Below are 17,969 nucleotides of genomic sequence, written 5' to 3'. Positions count from 1 at the left end.
TTTGCATAAAATTAAACATTTTAAGCGTCAAATGTTTTCCTTTGCATTTAGAAAATAAATCAAAATGAACAAAATATATTATCTCGCTTCTTGTGATACTTGTCGAAAAATAATAAAAGCGCTTCCAAATAATCATAATTTGGCTTTTCATGACATCAAACAAAACCCAATTACCATTGAAGAGTTAGAAGAAATGCATAGTCTTTCAGGAAGCTATGAAGCTTTATTTAGTAAAAAAGCGCAATTGTATAAATCGATGGATTTAAAAAATAAATCCCTAACCGAAGATGATTATAAAAAATACATTTTGGAGCATTATACTTTTATAAGTCGTCCAGTTTTTATCATAAACGATAAAATATACATTGGTAATAGCCAGCAAAACATTCATCAGGTTCATTTAGCATTATCTAATGTCTAAAATAAATTCTATTGGAGCTATAAATAAGGAAGCCCTCACAAGCAATTAGTCGTGTTTAGTACAACAAATCACTAATTACTAATTACTCCGAACTTTTCTTATCTTTGAACACTTTTAGAAAAATATATGATACAATCAATGACTGGTTTTGGTAAAGCTACTTTGCAATTACCAACCAAAAAAATTACAGTTGAAGTAAAATCTTTAAACAGTAAAGGTTTAGATTTAAATGTTCGAATGCCTTCTCTGTACCGCGAAATGGAACTGGGTTTACGTAATCAAATTGCTTTAAAACTGGAAAGAGGTAAAGTAGATTTTTCTATTTTTATCGAAAGTACTGCTGAACAAACTTCGACTAAAGTCAATGTTCCTATCGTAAAAGCCTACATTAAACAATTAAGAGAAGTGTATGCTGATGCTGATGAAACTGAATTGATGAAAATGGCTGTTCGTATGCCAGACACTATGAAAATTGAACGTGAAGAAATCGACGAAAATGATTGGGCTCAAATCCAAACTGCAATCGAAGAAGCTTTACAAAATATTTTAAATTTTCGCAGAGACGAAGGACAATCTCTGGAGAATGAATTTCAATTGCGTATTGGTAATATTCGTCAATATATGAATGAAGCTTTGGCACTAGATCCAGAACGTGTTCAAGCTATTAAAGACCGTTTGCAAACAGCGATTGCTGAGCTGAAAGTAAATGTAGATGAAAATCGTTTTGAACAAGAATTAATCTATTACTTAGAGAAACTGGATATTACTGAAGAAAAAGTTCGCTTAACTAACCACTTGGATTATTTCTTAGAAACTATCAAAGGAACAGAAGCTAATGGTAGAAAACTAGGTTTTATTACTCAAGAAATGGGTCGTGAAATCAATACTATGGGTTCTAAATCGAATCATGCTCAAATGCAAAAATTAGTGGTTCAGATGAAAGACGAATTAGAGAAAATAAAAGAACAAGTATTAAACGTACTTTAAAAATATAGATTTCAGATTTAAAAAATGAAAAAAGGAAAATTAATAGTGTTTTCGGCACCATCGGGATCAGGAAAAACGACCATCGTTAGACATTTATTAAAGCAAGAAGATTTAAATTTAGAATTTTCTATTTCGGCTGCTACGCGTGAAGCTCGTGGTGAAGAAGTAAGTGGGAAAGATTATTATTTCATGTCTTTAGAAGAGTTCAAAAAACATATCAAAGCCGAAGACTTTGTAGAATGGGAAGAAGTGTATCGTGATAATTTTTATGGCACGCTAAAAAGCGAAGTAGAACGCATTTGGGCTCAAGGCAAAAATGTAATTTTTGATATTGATGTTGCCGGTGGTTTGCGAATCAAATCTAAATTCCCTGAAGAAACCTTGGCCGTTTTTGTAAAACCTCCAAGTGTAGATGAACTCAAAAGAAGATTAAAAGAACGTTCTACCGAAAGCGAAGACAAAATCAATATGAGAATTGCAAAAGCTTCTGTAGAACTGGCAACAGCTCCACAATTTGATGTGATTATCAAAAACTATGATTTGGATGTAGCTTTGGAAGAAGCAAGTCAATTGGTCAAGAACTTTGTTAAATAAGCCATAAGCCATAAGGCAAAAGTTATAATTTCTTTTGCCTGTTGCCTACTGCCTATTGCCTTAAAAAAATGAAAATCGGACTCTATTTCGGAACTTATAATCCTATTCATGTAGGACATTTGATTATTGCCAATCATATGGCAGAACATGCCGATTTAGATCAGGTTTGGATGGTTGTAACACCACACAATCCTTTAAAAAAGAAAGCCACTTTACTAGACGATCATCAGCGCTTACAAATGGTGTATCTGGCAACTGAGGATTTCCCAAAAATAAAACCATCTGATATTGAATTTAAACTCCCTCAGCCCAATTACACGGTGAATACTTTAATTCATTTACATGAAAAATATCCTGATTATGAATTTTCACTGATTATGGGCGAAGACAATTTGAAAACCCTACATAAATGGAAAAACTATCAAGTTATTTTAGAAAACCATGCTATTTATGTTTATCCAAGGATTTCATCTGAACAAGAAAATATCGAATTGAAATCACATCCAAAAGTTCATATTATTGATGCTCCAATTGTAGAAATATCTTCGACTGATATTCGTCACAATATCAAAAAAGGAAAGAATGTTCAGCCTTTATTGCCTCATAAAGTTTGGGACTATATTGATCATAATAATTTTTATAGAAAATAGTTAACTTAAAACAATGTTTAGTTCATTTTCTATATCCTGAAAAACAGAATTCAAATTACTGTTTTTACTCGATAACAAGAATACATCTGTACTTGGCATTTCATTGCTATTCCATATCAACTGCAATTTTTTTTCTTCAATTAAATTTTTAGCATTAATATCCCAAGTCACTGCGACTCCACTATTTTTACTAAGAATTTCAAGCATTTCATATTCGGATGGAATGATATAATTAGCTACCATTGCTGGTCTTTTTTTAACAAAAACATGTAGCCAAAATAGTTTAATATGTGGAATTCCCGCATCATGACTATACCATTTTTGTTCGTTCAGCCAGTTTTCAATCGCAACATAATCTTTAGCTTCCATTTTTGGTTTTAATGCTGAAAGATCAAGATTGGTAGATCCTACAATAACTTGCTTAATATCCCCCACCTTTTTCTGAATCGTATCAAAAGTATCAAACTGTTTGGTTACTATAGCAAAATCTAATTTTTTAGAATTCACCAAATCAAACAAAGCGTCATTATTATGAAAAGTAAAATCGATAAAATCAAATTTAGAAAGTAACGCACTACCGATACTACTCATCAAATGCCTAGAAACGCCAATAGAAAGTAACCTATTAGCATTAAACGCTTTGGCACGAAAACCATTCTCCACATTTTCCAATCGGTCTAAAGCATCGATGATTAGATTATTAAGTAACTTAGCATACTCTGTTGGCTCTACTCCTTTGGATTTTCGATTAAAGAGTTTATAGCCTACATGTGCCTCCAACATCACTATTTGCTGACTTACAGCGGGTTGACTTATAAACAATTCTTTGGCAGCCAAAGAAAAATTTCCGTTTTTATAAACCGATTTAAATGTTCTGTACCACTCTAAATTAACCATGATATAAATATATTTATCACAAACATAATTTAAATTATTTTTACTGATATCATATTCGCTATACATTTGTACTATAAACAAACGAAAACATGAAAAAAATAACAATTTTAGCTATTCTAGCATTAACCGTGAGTTCATTTATAGCAACCGCGCAAAAAAGTAAAAAGATGAAAAAAGTATTATTTGTTGTTACCAGTAACGATAAACTGGGTAATACAGGAGAAAAAACAGGATTCTGGTCAGAAGAATTTGCTGCACCATATTATGAATTATTAGACCAAGGTATCGAAATTACAATAGCATCTCCTCTTGGTGGGCAACCACCAATTGATCCAAAAAGTGCTGATCCTGCATCGGCAACAGAAGATACTAAGAGATTTGATTCGGATAAAATTTTACAGGAAAAATTAAAAAACACCCATAAACTTTCAACCATCAATCAAGCAGATTATGATGCCGTTTTTTACCCTGGAGGTCATGGACCGCTTTGGGATCTAGTTGAAGATAAAAATTCAATCGCTTTAATTGAATCCTTTTATACACATAAAAAACCAGTAGCCTTTGTATGTCACGCACCTGCCGTTTTGAAAAATGTAAAAGTAAATGGAGAGTTTTTAGTGAAAGGTAAAAAAGTAACTGGATTTGCAAATACCGAAGAAGAAGCTGTTGGCTTAACAAAAATTGTTCCTTTCTTATTAGAAGATGAATTACAAAAAAATGGTGCATCTTATAGTAAAGGCGCTGATTGGGGAGCTTATGCTGTCGAAGATGGTTTATTAATTACAGGTCAAAATCCAGCTTCATCCAAATTGGTAGCTGCCAAATTATTAACTCAGTTGAACTCAAAAAAATAAAATAAAGTCTCTGGGATTCTGAGAAGCTAAGTTGCAAAGATTTTAGTTCCAACTTAAAAAACTTAGAATCTCAGCAACTTAGTCACTTACCAACTTTTAAAAAAAACACTATGTTAAACTTTGAATTATACAATCCGACAAACCTAGTTTTTGGAAAAGGACAAATAGAAAAATTAACCTCTTTAGTACCTCAAAATTCTAAAATATTATTGGCTTATGGTGGCGGAAGCATTTTTAAAAATGGTATTCACGAACAAGTAATTAAAAACTTAAAAGGGTTTGAAATTGTAGAATTCGGTGGAATTGAACCCAATCCACATTACGAGACCTTAATGAAAGCGGTTGACGTTATTAAAGCTGAAAAAATCGATTTTATTTTAGCTGTAGGTGGAGGATCGGTTATTGACGGAGTTAAATTTATGTCGGCAGCCGTTCATTTTCAAGGCAATCCTATAGATATTTTACAAAAACGTTTACTAATCAAAGAAAATACTGTTCCATTTGGTACTGTCTTAACTTTGCCTGCAACTGGAAGTGAAATGAATTCTGGTTCCGTTGTTACTATTAAAGCTACACAAGAAAAATTAGCTTTTGGAGGTTCAGCTCTGTTTCCAAAATTTTCTATTTGTGATCCAACGGTAATTACTTCTTTACCAAAAAGACAAATACAAAATGGTGTTGTCGATGCCTATACACACGTTTTAGAACAATATTTAACCTATCCTCATGAAGGAATGCTACAAGACCGAATTGCAGAAGGAATTTTGCAAACATTAATTGAAGTTGGCCCTGGTGTTGTAGAAAATCCAGCAGATTATGCTCTGGCATCCAATTTTATGTGGAGTTGTACTATGGCTTTGAACGGATTAATCCAAAAAGGCGTTCCAAGTGATTGGGCTACACATATGATTGGTCATGAATTAACTGCTCTTTATGGAATTGATCATGCCAGAACACTTGCCATCATTGGACCAAACTTATACAAAGTAATGTTTGAAACCAAAAAAGAAAAATTAGCACAATACGGAAAACGTGTTTTTAATTTATCAGGAACTGAAAACGAAGTTGCTGCTGAAGCCATTGAAAAAACGGTAGCTTTCTTTCATACTATGGGAATGAAAACTCTACTCTCTGAAAATGCAGAAAATTTTGAAAAAACAGCTGATTTTATAGTTGACCGTTTCGAAAAAAGAGGCTGGAAAGCTTTGGGAGAAAAACAAAATATCACTTTAGAAAGAGTGAAAGAAATTGTAATAATGAGTTACTAATTTTAGTCAAAAAAAGTTATAAAAAAAGGCGTTCCCTTAACCATTAAGAACGCCTTTTAAAATACTAAAACAAAACTAACTAACTCAATCTTCATATTTAAATTCTAAACTATTTATTGATAATCACTTACAACGCAAGTATTGTCTAAATATTGTATGAAATCTAAAAAAAATTATGAAATCTTTATTTTTTTTCGCAAAATCTAGATAAAGCCTTATGAATTCAAGGTTTCTCAGAAAAAATTAATTTGCATTATTGGTCAATTTTTAAGTACTTTTGATTAAATTTAATAAAAAATGGCCGATAATTTAAAATTTGCAGTAATTGGTGGCGGAAGCTGGGCTACTGCTATAGCTAAAATGTTGTGTGTAAATCTTTCAGAGATTTCATGGTACATGCGAAATGACGCTGCTATTGAACACATTAAAACTTACAAACACAATCCAAATTATTTGAGTTCGGTAGAGTTTGATAACAAAAAACTCAAACTTACCAACGATATTAATGAAGCTGTTGCTTATGCTGACTACATCATATTTGCAATACCTTCTGCTTTTTTGAACAGTGAATTAGAAAAATTAACCGTTTCACTAAAAGACAAAATAATTTTTTCTGCTATAAAAGGAATTGTTCCTGAAACCAGTTTAATTGTAGGTGAACATTTTCACTTCAAATACGACATTCCATACTATAATATTGGGGTAATTACTGGTCCTTGCCATGCTGAAGAGGTTGCCTTAGAAAGACTTTCATATTTAACTATCGCTTGTGGAGATCCTGATAAAGCTTCTATGGTAGCCAAAAATTTATCTGGTAATTATATCAAAGCAAAAATTTCTGATGATATTATAGGAACTGAATATGCAGCAATGTTAAAAAACATCTATGCTGTAGCTGCAGGTATTGCACATGGATTGGGTTATGGTGATAACTTCCAATCGGTTATTATGAGTAATGCCATTCGTGAGATGAAAAAATTCATCAAGAAAGTGCATAAAATGAAACGTAACATTAATGACTCTGCATATTTGGGAGATTTATTGGTAACTGGTTATTCTGTGTTTTCAAGAAACAGAATGTTCGGTAATATGATTGGGAAAGGGTATACGGTAAAATCCGCACAAATGGAGATGAGTATGGTAGCCGAAGGATATTATGCCGTAAAAAGTGCCTACAAATTGAACCAAGGATATGGCGCAAGTACTCCTATTATCGATGCAGTTTATAGCATTTTATATGAAGGAAAAGAAGCTAAGGCTGTGTTCAAAAAATTAACTGAGGAATTGGATTAATATTTTTTCAAAATAAAATAAAAAAGGCATTTTCAAAAATATGAAAATGCCTTTTTTATATATACTATTTTTTTACTTTACCATCACACCTTCAACAAATAAAATAGGCACTTCTTCTGTGGTTTCTTCGGTGACTGAATTTGCCTTGAAAATAAATTTCTTATCGTATAATGTGTTACCAATAAAATAGGTTAACATGAATTCATTATTGAGTGCCAAGACACTTTTTTCAATCATTTCTATTTTGACAACCGAAACAGCTGGGATTTCTACAAAAGCGTGACGTAAAAGAGATGTTTTTTTCATTTCGCCGTCAATGGTTCCAAAAGCTTTGGAAACCACCATAACACTATCTAATTGAAAATCGCTATCATTCACTAAATAGGCATACCAAACTTTTTCCATAAAATCATCGCTCCATTCTTGAACGGCGGCAAGGAATACGTTTTCAACTTCGGGAATGGAAATATCTTTTTTCATGGTAGTCAAAAATTATAAAGTCAAAAGTCGAAAATCTCAAACACTGAAATTTTCGACTTTTGACTTTCGACTTAAATTATATACTTGATTTAAATTGCTCTAAGAAACGTACATCATTTTCATAAAACATACGAATATCTCCAATTTGGTACAATAACATTGCAATACGCTCAATTCCCATTCCAAATGCAAAACCGTTGTATTCGGCAGGATTGATTCCACAGTTCGTAAGAACATTAGGATCTACCATTCCGCAACCCATAATTTCTAACCAGCCAGTTCCTTTTGTGATTCGATAATCGGTTTCTGTTTTTAGTCCCCAATAAATATCTACTTCGGCACTAGGCTCAGTAAATGGAAAATACGAAGGACGCAAACGAATTTTTGATTTCCCGAACATCTCTTTAGTAAAATACAAAAGGGTTTGTTTCAAATCTGCAAAAGAAACATCTTTGTCAATGTACAATCCTTCCACTTGGTGGAATATACAGTGTGAACGTGAAGAAACAGCTTCATTACGGAAAACTCTTCCTGGAGAAATGGTTCTAATTGGCGGTTTATTGTTTTCCATATAACGCACTTGTACAGATGAAGTGTGCGTACGCAACAAAATATCTGGATTGGTTTGTATGAAAAAAGTATCTTGCATATCACGCGCTGGATGGTATTCTGGCAAGTTCAATGCGGTGAAATTATGCCAATCGTCTTCAATTTCTGGCCCTTCTGAAACATTGAATCCTATGTTTGAAAAAACATCAATAATTTGATTTTTTACCAATGAAATAGGATGGCGTGAACCAATAATTGACGGTTCTGCTGTACGAGTTAAGTCTCCATAAAAACCTTTTACTTCTTCTTTACTTGCTAAGGCTTCTTGAATAGTTTTTACTTTTTCTTCGGCTGAAGTTTTAAGCAAATTTATTACCTGTCCAAATTCTTTTTTTTGATCGTTGGGTACATTCTTGAATTCAGCAAATAAGTCTTTCAATAAACCTTTGCTACCCAAGAATTTTATTCTAAACGTTTCTAATTCTGCTGGATTTTGTGTAGAGAAAGCTTGTGCTTCTCCAATATATTCTTTTATCTTATCTATCATCTGTCTTTTACTAAGGGTGCAAATTTAAGAAATTTGTTTAAAGTTTACCGTTTAAAAGTTTAAAGTTTACCTTCTAAATTTTAGTTTTATATAGAAAATTTTTTCTTTATTTTAAAAACTAAAAAATTGTAGTTGTTTTAATGAACTGACTACTATTCTATCACTTCTCTTTCAATAAAATAATTCACAATAGCTTCTTTCATCAAAACAGATTGTTCTCCAGCTTTTAAAGGAGGCAACTGTTCTTTTACTTTGTAATGTGGCCAGCCTTCCTCATCAAAAAATTCGAATTCATAAAATCCATAAGGCTCCAATAATCTGCAAATTGCAATGTGCATCAAATTAAGTTTTTCGTCTTTTTTGAATTCACGATGAACTTTCCCAAGTTCCTGTACTCCAATTAAATAAATAATAGCATCCAAATCTAAATCTTCTCCTTGCGAAAATTGATTAGAAAGTATATTGACAAGCTTTTCCCAGCGTTCTTTTAGTTGTGTGTCTCTAGACATTTTTGATTTTAAATTTTAAATTTTAAATTATTAAAATACAGTTATGATGATTGTATCAACCTACAATCTAAAATTATTTTGACAAAGATAAGAACTTGAAAATTGGCAAGCGTAAGAAACATTTCTTTTATATTTGCAACTCTAAATTTTAAAATAAAAAAATGAGCTTTTTTGATATTGTTGTTGGTGGGCTATTGTGTTTTTCATTGTACAAAGGAATCAGAAATGGTCTTTTTGTTGAATTAGCTTCATTTCTTTCTCTTATTCTGGGTATTTATATCGCTATAAAATTTTCAGATATTTTAAAAAACATTCTGTCAGGTTGGCTGCATTGGAATCCATATACCATTCAGATTTTTGCGTTTATCTTAACATTTATTGTCGTAGTTATTGGAATTTATATGCTTGGAAAACTGTTGACTAATATAGCCGATTTTGCTTTTTTGGGCTGGATTAACAGCCTTGGTGGTGGTTTTTTTAGAATATTAAAAACCATTTTAATCATCAGTATATTTTTAACTGTTTTTCAAAAAATAAATTATCATAATTATTTAGCCCAGAAAGAAACTCTTGATAAATCTATTTTCTTTAATCCAATTCAAAAAATATCAGGATTTATATTTCCGTCTATTGAGAAGTGGTATGATAAGGCTAGGAAGTAGTTTTCCGTTACATTTAATAGATTTCAGTTGAATCAACAATTTTTCATTTAAATCTTAAAAGAAGAGCCCATAGTTAAAAACTACAGGCTCTTTGTTTTTGTTCCTAAAAAGGAATACATCTTTACTTAATCTTTTATTTCTTTTATTGCTTTGCTATCAATCCAACCTTCGGTTCCGTCTGTCAATTGAATTTTTTTCCAATTGTTTAATGTTTCTTCCACGTACACTTTTGTACCTTCATGTAAAATAAAAACAGAACTGCTTGCGCTTTGAGGTTCGCTTCTTACATCGGCAGATTCGGCAAAAACGATAGCTGGCCTTTCGTTGTCAAAATGACTTTTTTCGAAAAAAGCTGCTGCAACACTCATTAGCACAAATAGTAAAACGATAAACATTCCCACAAAGAAAATTCTTTTAATAATCCCTGTTTGAGAAAAATAATAACCTATAAAAAAGGACAAAAATAAAACTGCAAAAACAATGGCAATGCAAGCCCATGTATCAAATGGATAAATTCCAGTAAAATCTCGAAGGAGCTTTCCAAAACCTACTTTAGGAATTACTTTTATTTCGTCAATAGTTCTCTTTTGGGCAAATTTTACATTGTTTAATGCCTCTTGGTTGTTTGGATCTAAAACTAGAGCTTTTTCATAATTATAAATCGAAGGAGCTGTTTTTTGAAGTTTATAATAACAATTCCCTAAATTAAAATACAATTGAGCAGACTCTTTGTTTGTTGCCAAAACTGATTCATATTCTTTGGCAGCAAGATCGTATTTGCCTTCATTGTATAAATCATTCCCTTTTTCAAAGCCTGTTTGGGCAAAGAAAATTTGTGAAACAAATAATAATAAGTAAAAAATATTTTTCATTTTTAATAAATATCAAATTTCAATTTCAAAATTAAATCTGTTTTTCTAATTCAGAAATGATAGCTACTGCTTTATCAAAATCATGTTGTATTGTCGCACTAGATGATGGTGCATATCTCGCAATCTCACAATTCTCGGTAAGCGCAATAAAATCATTTACGGCTTGAGGATTGGCTTTTCTAGACAATAATAATTCCTGAATATTGTCTTTACTCATTTCAGAGGTTTCAATATGCAATTTCGCTTTCAGGAAATTATGCATTGCTTTTTCTAAAGCGACATAGAATGGCTCTTTATTATTGATTTGTTTTTTGGCTTCAGATAAATATTTCTTAGCCAATTTATTATTCATTTTGATTCGGTTACCAAAAACATCACTATCGATTGCTTCTTTTTTCTTTTTGAATAATACAATTATTGGAAGCATTAAAAATGGCAAAAGCAACAAAGCATAGAATTTATTTGAACCAAAAAAAGCAGGTTCTTTACTTGATACAAGTTTGGTTCTTAAATCAATATATCTGAATTGTTCAGTAGGTTCAATTTTATTTTTTCCAGTACTAGCTGTAGCTTGTGTTTCTGCCGTTTGTGAAGGTCCATCCAACACATTAATTTTTATCTCTGAAGAACTTATTGTTTTGTAAGTACCCGTTCCTAAATCAAAATAAGAAAAATGCATTGGTTTAATAACATAATCACCTTTGTACTGTGGTACAATAGTATATGAATCGGATATTTTACCATTCATTCCAGATAATGGTGTATTTACTTTTTCGTCGTGTACCGCATCATACATTTCTAATGCATTTGGCACTTCTGGTTTTGGTAACGTAAATAATTTTAGATTTCCTGTTCCTGTAACACTCAAAACAAGGTCTAAACTTTCACCATTTTTTAAAGTGGTTTTAGAAGGAATAGCTTTGAAATCAAATTTACCCACAGCTCCAGTAAAATCTGCTGGTTTTCCTACTTCTGGTAATGCTTTTACATTGATGGTTTTTGCTCCTGCGGATACGCGTTTATTTACATCAATGCTTTCCACGCGGCCATACATATCTCTGCGATTAGTAGGCAATCTAACATTAATATCCAATGACAAAGGCTCGATTACCAATTTTCCAGATTTTTGAGGATATAGAATAACTTTCTTTAATACAGCATAACGGTATTTCTCACCTTTAAACATTCCTTCTTCAGGAACCAAATTTTTGACTTCAATGTTTTGACTCCAAAAATCATTGTACTTCGGTTTGCTTTCTTCATTCAAACCATTAATTCCAATGTTATAACTGAAATACAATTTGTAAACTACTGTAATCGGCTGATTGATATACGGATTTGTATTCGTAATATCAGCTACCAAATAAAGATTATCATCTGCCGAAATTTGAGAATCATTCGGATCTGTTGGTTGTTGTGTCGCTGCAGTTACATTTATTTTTATAGGTTGCGTTTTATAAATCTGTCCATTAAATTCGATAACAGCTTGTCTGATTGTCAAAACACCTTTTTGTGTAGGCAATAAATAATACGAATAACTTTTCTCAAAAGATGTTCTTCCATTTATCCAAGATTGACTCACTTGTTGACTTGGTCCAGCAATAATTCTGAAGCCTTCAAAAGAAGGTTGAATAAAATTATCTCCATCAACATTCATCACAAAATCGATACGAAGTCTCTCGTTGAGTCCAAGCGTCGTTTTACTAACTCTTGCCTCAAACTGTACTTGAGCCAAAAGTCCTTGAAAACAGAATAAGAATAGAATTAAATATCTTTTCATTACTTATTTAATCTTTTTGTATTTAATGTTTTAATCAAAAAACTTATTTTTTTGAATTTCTTCTAAAGGTTACCAGTCTTTCTCTGTTTTGACAGGAGCTCCTTTTACTTTATTGGCATTTACTTTATCCTGAATTTTCTTTTCTTCGTTGTTTACGGCGTCTAAAAGATTTTGCATTCGTTGTTTTGGAATACCTCCTGGTTTTGGCTTTGGCTGCCCATCATCTTTAGGTTTATCATCCTTTTTATTTTTGTCACCGTCTTTTTTGTCGTCTTTTTTGTCTTTGTCTCCGTCTTTCTTGTCCTGATCTTTCTTGTCGTCCTTTTTATCTTTATTCTTGTCCTTGTCTTTATCCTTGTCCTTCTTTTTATCGTCTTTTGGAGGTGGATTATCTTTTAGCATTTTTTTAGCCAAAGCATAATTATAACGCGACTCTTCATCAGTAGGATCATTTCGTAAAGCATTTTTATAGGCGTCAACTGCTTGTGTATAATCTTTCTCTTTCATGAAAACATTTCCAAGATTATGAAAAGCCTTATGCTTTTGTGGTCTTGATTTCAAATTTTTTAACGCATTAGCATATGCGTATTTAGATTCTGAAAATTGATTTTGTTTATAAATAGCGTTTCCTAAATTATATGAAGCTACTGTTCTATTTGGAAATTTAGAGTGCGAAATTCTGTAATTAGCTTCCGCATCTACAAAATTCTTGGCTACATATTCCTCATTTGCTTCAGGCAAAACTTTGTCTTTCTCTTGGGCATTAGCCACAAAAGTTAAAAGCAGTAGTAGTAAGTATATAATTTTATTTTTCATTTTCATCTAAATGTTCCTTTCAAAGTATTGAATAATAATTAACTCATTCATTTACTTTGATTTTAATACTTTATTTATTCTCGTTAAATAAATTCAATTTGTTTACCCAGTTCGTTTTTCTTTCTAAAAGGAAAATATCAATGAATAATAATACAAATCCAAAACCTAAAAACCATTGAAATTGTGACTGAAAGTCGGCCATTTGAGTGGCTTCAAATTCGGTTTTTTGAATTTTATCCAATGTAGCTTTTATATAATCCAACACCTCATGTGTATTATTTCCATTAACATATCCGCCTCCGGTAATTTTAGCAATGGTAGCTAAACTGTTTGGATTTAATTTGGTAATGACTATTTCTCCATTATTATCTCTTTGATAGCTTTCTACTCTTCCATTTTTCTTTAATGGAATGGTTCCTCCTTTTTCAGTACCAACACCAATAGTAACAATTTTCATTCCTAATTTTTTCGCTTCTTCAGCAGCGGTTTCAGCTCCTTCAGAATGATCTTCTCCATCGGAAATCATGATCAGCAATTTGCTGGTTTTGCTTTTGTCATCAAAATAAGTACCTGATAATTTAATAGCATCATCAAGAGATGTTCCTTGTGATGAAACCATACCTGGTCCCATGCTTTGCAAAAACATTTTAGCTACACTGTAATCAGTAGTGATAGGTAATACTGGGAAAGCGCTTCCTGCATAGGCAACGATTCCAATCCTGTCACTTCCTAACTGGTTAATAATTTGTGACACAATTTGCTTGCTTTTTTCTAAACGGCTTGGTGCAACATCTTCGGCAAGCATACTTTTAGAAACGTCCATTGCAAAAACAATGTCTATTCCTTCTCTTTTTACGGTTTCTACTTTGGTTCCGATTTTTGGATTAACCAAACCAATAATTAAAGAAGCTAATCCTAAAAGCATTACTCCTAGTTTCAAAAATGGTTTAAAAACAGAACGCTCTGGACTTAGTCTTTTGATTACTTCTAAATCACCAAACTCACGTTGTTTTTTTCTTTTCCAATATAAATTAATTAGGAAAAGTACCGCCACAACAGGCAGTATAAAAAGTAAGTATAAATATTTTTGTTCGTCTAATTCCATTTTTTTAACATTCCGTTTTCAGTTTGACGTTTTCAGTATTTTATATCTGATTATAAACTGTGATTGCGACAAAATCGCATTATTATATAAAACTTTTATAAACTGTATTTCGTAAACCTATTTCAATCAATAATAAAAGCCCCGCCAGTAAAGCAAAACCTCTGAATTTTTCATCATAATCATAGAATTTTAATTCTTCGATTTCGGTAGTTTCGAGCTTATTAATTTCGTTATAGATTTCTACTAATTTGTCATTGCTGGTTGCTCTAAAATATTTACCACCCGTTTTCTTAGCAATATTCTTCATCAATTGCTCATCAATTTCTACTTTCATCATTTGAAAAAGTAATTGCCCATTTGGACCAATTGCATAAGGAGACTCGGCCATTCCATTGGTACCGATACCAATAGTATATACTTTTATACCGTATTGCTGCGCAATATCCGATGCTGTTTCTGGCTCGATAAAACCCGCATTATTAACTCCATCTGTCAACAAAATAACCACTTTACTTTTGGCCTTACTATCTTTAAGTCTGTTTACAGCTGTTGCCAATCCCATTCCAATTCCAGTACCATCTTGCAAAACATTATCATATTTTATACTATTAATAGCATCTAGGATAACCGCTTTATCACTTGTAACTGGTGATTTGGTATAGGCTTCAGAGGCATACACTACCAATCCAATTCTATCATTTGGTCTTTCATTTACAAATTCAGACGCTACTCTTTTTATAGCTTCCATTCTGTTGGGTTTAAAATCCTTAGCCAACATACTTCCTGATACGTCGATAGCTACCACAATATCAATACCTTTTGTCGTTTTAGTTTTATTGCTTATATCTACGGTTCTAGGTCTTGCCAATGCAATTATTAATAATGATAATGCCAATATACGTAAAACATCCAAAGCGGGTTTAAATTTTGCCAACGTTGAATCTGTCCCTTTGAATCCCTGAAGTGAACTCATTTTTAGGGTAGCCGTTTGTTGGTTTCTTTTCCAAAATAGGCAAGCAATTGCAACAGGCATTAGAAGAAACAACCAAAAAAATTCTGGATTTAAAAAGGTTATTTTTTCCATTAGTTACTTGCTGATTTAAGTTCTACCGAATTCAAAATACGATCTGATAATTCTGTAGCATATTTATCTCCTTCTTCGTGAAGAATCAGTATTTGCTGTAATCCTCCTTCTTGTCCGAAAAGTAATATTTCATAATATATTTTTGAACTCGTTTGAGTATTACTATCGATTCTAGAAAATGTTCCGTATCCTTTTTTTCCTGTTATACCTTTATTGGTTTGAAAATCTTCTTCTTTAACAATCATATTTTGTGCTCCTTGAGTTTCCAAAACTTTTAAAGATCCTTCGATACCTTTAGATAAATCTATCGTTCCTTGTTGTTTATATTTTATAGTAGAAACCATTATATAAAAATTGTCTAACAAACTTCCATATCCAAAAGACTGCATCTCTTTGATGAGTGCCATTCCTTCTTTGGGCAATGACTTTGTCAAATCTATTCGTTTCAAAACTTTCGGTGTTTCCACTATCACTCCAGGATTTCCGTATTCACTTTTAATCCATTCACCTTCAAGCAATTCTTTGGTTGGATGTCCCAAAATATTATCTTTTACATAATCAAAACCTTTGGTTACTATAAAATAAGTAGTTGTAGCAAAAAGTAAAAATAGAACAGAACCTATAGAAATAGCAATACGTTGGTTTCTCTTTTTTCTAAGTAAAATTTGGATTTGCTTTTGTTTTTGAGCTTCATTCAAAATTGTGTCTTCCTCAATTGGAACTTCAACTGGAATTGCCTCATCAAGTGTTAAAATCGCTTTTTGAATTTTATTTCTATCATCAGTGATTTCAAATTCTAATGGTGTCGATTTTGCAAACTTTACTAAATCGGCTTGTTTCAAAACAGCAAATAAATTCTCAATTGTTTCCTGTGAAAGCTTCATTTTCTTTTTTAAAGAAGCAGCTTTTAAGCCTTCAATTAATTCAGAAGTGGTGCTTTCCATTGCTGGAATCTCTATAGCTTCTTCTATATAATTTCTAGTAATGTCTGTCAATTCGCTATAATACGCTTTAACTTCACCATGTTGCCAAAGCTCTTTCTTTTCTAAGGTATTTAGTAAACTTGTTGCTTTTTCTATTGGCGTTTTATAAACTTCTTCTTCAATTTTTTTCTTTTGACGAATTTTGAGATACCAATAAATAAAAGCACCAATTCCTAAAAGCAATAAAATGCCCAAAAGATATTTCCACCAGTCACTTGATTCTTCTGTTTTTACAATCTCCTTAATGTCATACATTTTTTGTCTTAATGTATCAACTTGTACATTGGCAACCTCAACTTTTATTGAGTCTGTCAAGAATTCTTTATTGTTAATGAGAATTTTTATACTAGGAATTGTATACTTACCCGAATCAAATTGAGTTAAACCGTACTTTTTAATTAATTCATAACGGTCGTCTTTTTTTACGGTGTCAATTGGATAGGATTGAATTACTTCAAGAGCTCCAATGTTTTTTAATTTTGGAAAAACAACCTTAGACAATGTATCTACAGATGTTTTTAAAGTCAATTTAAACTCTGCTCCAATTTTAATTTTTGTGGTATCGATACTGGTTTCAACCTTTTTTTGTTGAGCAAAAATAGAAGTCGTTATTAGTATAAATAGTAGATAAAGTTTAATTTTCATTTAGTTCTTAATTTAAACCTAACAGGTTTGTCTTATCGTGATTTAAAATAGCCTAATAATTTAGTAACATAACTTTCGTCCACTCTCGTGTTTACAACTCCTGAACCCGATTTACTGAAAGTTTCCTTAAAATAATTGACATTATCGTAATAGTGTTTTTCATAATTCATTCGCACTGATTTTGATCCTGTATTGATCAATCTGGTTTCACCAGTCTCAGCATCAATCATAGAAACCATACCTAAATTTGGCATTTTCTCTTCACGAATATCATACACTCGAATCCCCGTAATATCGTGTTTCTTGGAAGCAATCTTCAATGTATGTTCATATTCTGCCGACATAAAATCAGAAATAACAAATACGATGGCTTTCTTTTTTTGAGTACCTGATAAAAATTTCAAGGCTTGTGCAATATCCGTTTTATAGCTTTTAGGTTCAAATTCTATCAACTCACGAATGATTCGTAACACGTGAGATCTCCCTTTTTTGGGCGGAATATACAATTCGATTTGATCAGAAAACAAAATCAATCCAATTTTATCATTGTTTTGAGTAGCCGAAAATGCCATTGTTGCAGCGATTTCGGTAACAATTTCTTTTTTAAATTGATTTTTAGAACCAAAACTTTCTGAACCCGAAATATCAACCATTAACATCATGGTCAATTCTCTTTCTTCTTCAAAAACTTTTACGTGAGCTTCGTTGTATCGAGCCGTTACATTCCAATCGATGGCACGAATATCATCCCCAAATTGATACTGACGGACTTCACTAAAAGTCATCCCCCGGCCTTTGAACGATGTATGGTATTCGCCCGAAAAGATGTGATCACTCAATCTTCGGGTTTTGATTTCTATTTTACGTACTTTTTTTAAAAGCTCTTTTGTATCCATTTTTAGTTTGGTTTACAGTTGTTGGTTGTTAGTTGCTGGCACATTTACCATCAACAAAAAACTATCAACTATCAACT

Annotated in this window: 19 protein-coding genes; 8 read left to right on the top strand and 11 right to left on the bottom strand. The window is 32.0% G+C overall.

Annotated elements, in window-relative coordinates:
• Positions 1-64 precede the first annotated feature (64 nt).
• The 4 genes from CLU82_RS09610 to nadD all read left to right on the top strand — a co-directional run bounded on the left by CLU82_RS09610 (position 65) and on the right by nadD (position 2,652).
• Entirely contained in the window at positions 65-421 is a 357-nt protein-coding gene (locus CLU82_RS09610; protein WP_100842889.1) for an arsenate reductase family protein, read from the top strand.
• A 126-nt stretch (positions 422-547) separates the two neighbouring features.
• Complete coding sequence (locus tag CLU82_RS09605) at positions 548-1,408, top strand: YicC/YloC family endoribonuclease (RefSeq protein ID WP_100842888.1); 861 nt, start codon at positions 548-550, stop codon at positions 1,406-1,408.
• Positions 1,409-1,432: 24 nt separating this feature from the next.
• The gene (gene gmk, locus CLU82_RS09600; protein ID WP_100842887.1) at positions 1,433-2,002 is read left to right on the top strand and encodes a guanylate kinase; all 570 of its coding nucleotides are present in this window, start codon (positions 1,433-1,435) and stop codon (positions 2,000-2,002) included.
• Between the two features lie 68 nt (positions 2,003-2,070).
• Positions 2,071-2,652 (top strand): nicotinate (nicotinamide) nucleotide adenylyltransferase, encoded by a 582-nt coding sequence (nadD, locus tag CLU82_RS09595; protein WP_100842886.1) that lies wholly within the window; start codon positions 2,071-2,073, stop codon positions 2,650-2,652.
• Here the strand turns inward: nadD and CLU82_RS09590 are convergent, their stop codons facing one another.
• Positions 2,653-3,549 carry a LysR family transcriptional regulator gene (locus tag CLU82_RS09590; protein ID WP_100844997.1) on the bottom strand — a complete coding sequence of 299 codons (897 nt, stop codon included), beginning with the start codon at positions 3,547-3,549 and terminating at the stop codon, positions 2,653-2,655.
• An 89-nt stretch (positions 3,550-3,638) separates the two neighbouring features.
• Between CLU82_RS09590 and CLU82_RS09585 the strand changes: the two genes are divergently transcribed.
• The 3 genes from CLU82_RS09585 (at position 3,639) to CLU82_RS09575 (ending at position 6,964) form a co-directional block, all read left to right on the top strand.
• Positions 3,639-4,403 carry a type 1 glutamine amidotransferase domain-containing protein gene (locus CLU82_RS09585; RefSeq protein WP_198520212.1) on the top strand — a complete coding sequence of 255 codons (765 nt, stop codon included), beginning with the start codon at positions 3,639-3,641 and terminating at the stop codon, positions 4,401-4,403.
• Between the two features lie 110 nt (positions 4,404-4,513).
• Positions 4,514-5,671, top strand: a complete 1,158-nt coding sequence (locus CLU82_RS09580) for an iron-containing alcohol dehydrogenase (protein WP_100842885.1) — start codon at positions 4,514-4,516, stop codon at positions 5,669-5,671.
• Between the two features lie 297 nt (positions 5,672-5,968).
• A complete protein-coding gene (locus CLU82_RS09575; protein WP_100842884.1) occupies positions 5,969-6,964 on the top strand; it encodes an NAD(P)H-dependent glycerol-3-phosphate dehydrogenase in 996 nt (331 codons plus the stop codon).
• Positions 6,965-7,036: 72 nt separating this feature from the next.
• Here the strand turns inward: CLU82_RS09575 and CLU82_RS09570 are convergent, their stop codons facing one another.
• The 3 genes from CLU82_RS09570 to CLU82_RS09560 form a co-directional block, all read right to left on the bottom strand.
• Entirely contained in the window at positions 7,037-7,444 is a 408-nt protein-coding gene (locus tag CLU82_RS09570; protein WP_100842883.1) for a hypothetical protein, read from the bottom strand.
• A 76-nt stretch (positions 7,445-7,520) separates the two neighbouring features.
• On the bottom strand, positions 7,521-8,540 hold the full coding sequence (gene pheS, locus CLU82_RS09565) for a phenylalanine--tRNA ligase subunit alpha (RefSeq protein ID WP_100842882.1): 1,020 nt from the start codon (positions 8,538-8,540) through the stop codon (positions 7,521-7,523).
• 152 nt (positions 8,541-8,692) lie between these two features.
• A complete protein-coding gene (locus CLU82_RS09560; RefSeq protein ID WP_100842881.1) occupies positions 8,693-9,049 on the bottom strand; it encodes a hypothetical protein in 357 nt (118 codons plus the stop codon).
• Between the two features lie 161 nt (positions 9,050-9,210).
• Between CLU82_RS09560 and CLU82_RS09555 the strand changes: the two genes are divergently transcribed.
• Positions 9,211-9,711, top strand: a complete 501-nt coding sequence (locus CLU82_RS09555) for a CvpA family protein (RefSeq protein ID WP_100842880.1) — start codon at positions 9,211-9,213, stop codon at positions 9,709-9,711.
• Positions 9,712-9,836: 125 nt separating this feature from the next.
• Here CLU82_RS09555 and CLU82_RS09550 read toward each other — a convergent pair whose 3' ends face one another.
• From CLU82_RS09550 to CLU82_RS09520, 7 genes are all read right to left on the bottom strand, one after another.
• Positions 9,837-10,583: a tetratricopeptide repeat protein gene (locus CLU82_RS09550; RefSeq protein WP_100842879.1), complete on the bottom strand. Its 747-nt coding sequence runs from the start codon at positions 10,581-10,583 to the stop codon at positions 9,837-9,839.
• 31 nt (positions 10,584-10,614) lie between these two features.
• Complete coding sequence (locus CLU82_RS09545; RefSeq protein WP_100842878.1) at positions 10,615-12,363, bottom strand: BatD family protein; 1,749 nt, start codon at positions 12,361-12,363, stop codon at positions 10,615-10,617.
• Positions 12,364-12,432: 69 nt separating this feature from the next.
• Positions 12,433-13,179, bottom strand: a complete 747-nt coding sequence (locus tag CLU82_RS09540) for a tetratricopeptide repeat protein (protein WP_100844995.1) — start codon at positions 13,177-13,179, stop codon at positions 12,433-12,435.
• A gap of 70 nt (positions 13,180-13,249) precedes the next feature.
• Positions 13,250-14,284 carry a VWA domain-containing protein gene (locus tag CLU82_RS09535; protein ID WP_100842877.1) on the bottom strand — a complete coding sequence of 345 codons (1,035 nt, stop codon included), beginning with the start codon at positions 14,282-14,284 and terminating at the stop codon, positions 13,250-13,252.
• A gap of 82 nt (positions 14,285-14,366) precedes the next feature.
• Positions 14,367-15,368, bottom strand: a complete 1,002-nt coding sequence (locus CLU82_RS09530; RefSeq protein ID WP_100842876.1) for a VWA domain-containing protein — start codon at positions 15,366-15,368, stop codon at positions 14,367-14,369.
• A complete protein-coding gene (locus CLU82_RS09525) occupies positions 15,368-16,996 on the bottom strand; it encodes a hypothetical protein (RefSeq protein ID WP_100842875.1) in 1,629 nt (542 codons plus the stop codon). Before CLU82_RS09525 ends, CLU82_RS09530 begins: the two co-directional genes overlap by 1 nt.
• A 32-nt stretch (positions 16,997-17,028) precedes the next feature.
• Positions 17,029-17,892: a DUF58 domain-containing protein gene (locus CLU82_RS09520; RefSeq protein ID WP_100842874.1), complete on the bottom strand. Its 864-nt coding sequence runs from the start codon at positions 17,890-17,892 to the stop codon at positions 17,029-17,031.
• Between the last annotated feature and the right edge of the window lie 77 nt (positions 17,893-17,969).

It is taken from the genome of Flavobacterium sp. 5 (assembly GCF_002813295.1).
Lineage (GTDB): Bacteria > Bacteroidota > Bacteroidia > Flavobacteriales > Flavobacteriaceae > Flavobacterium.
This window is presented reverse-complemented; position numbering and strand designations above follow the sequence as displayed.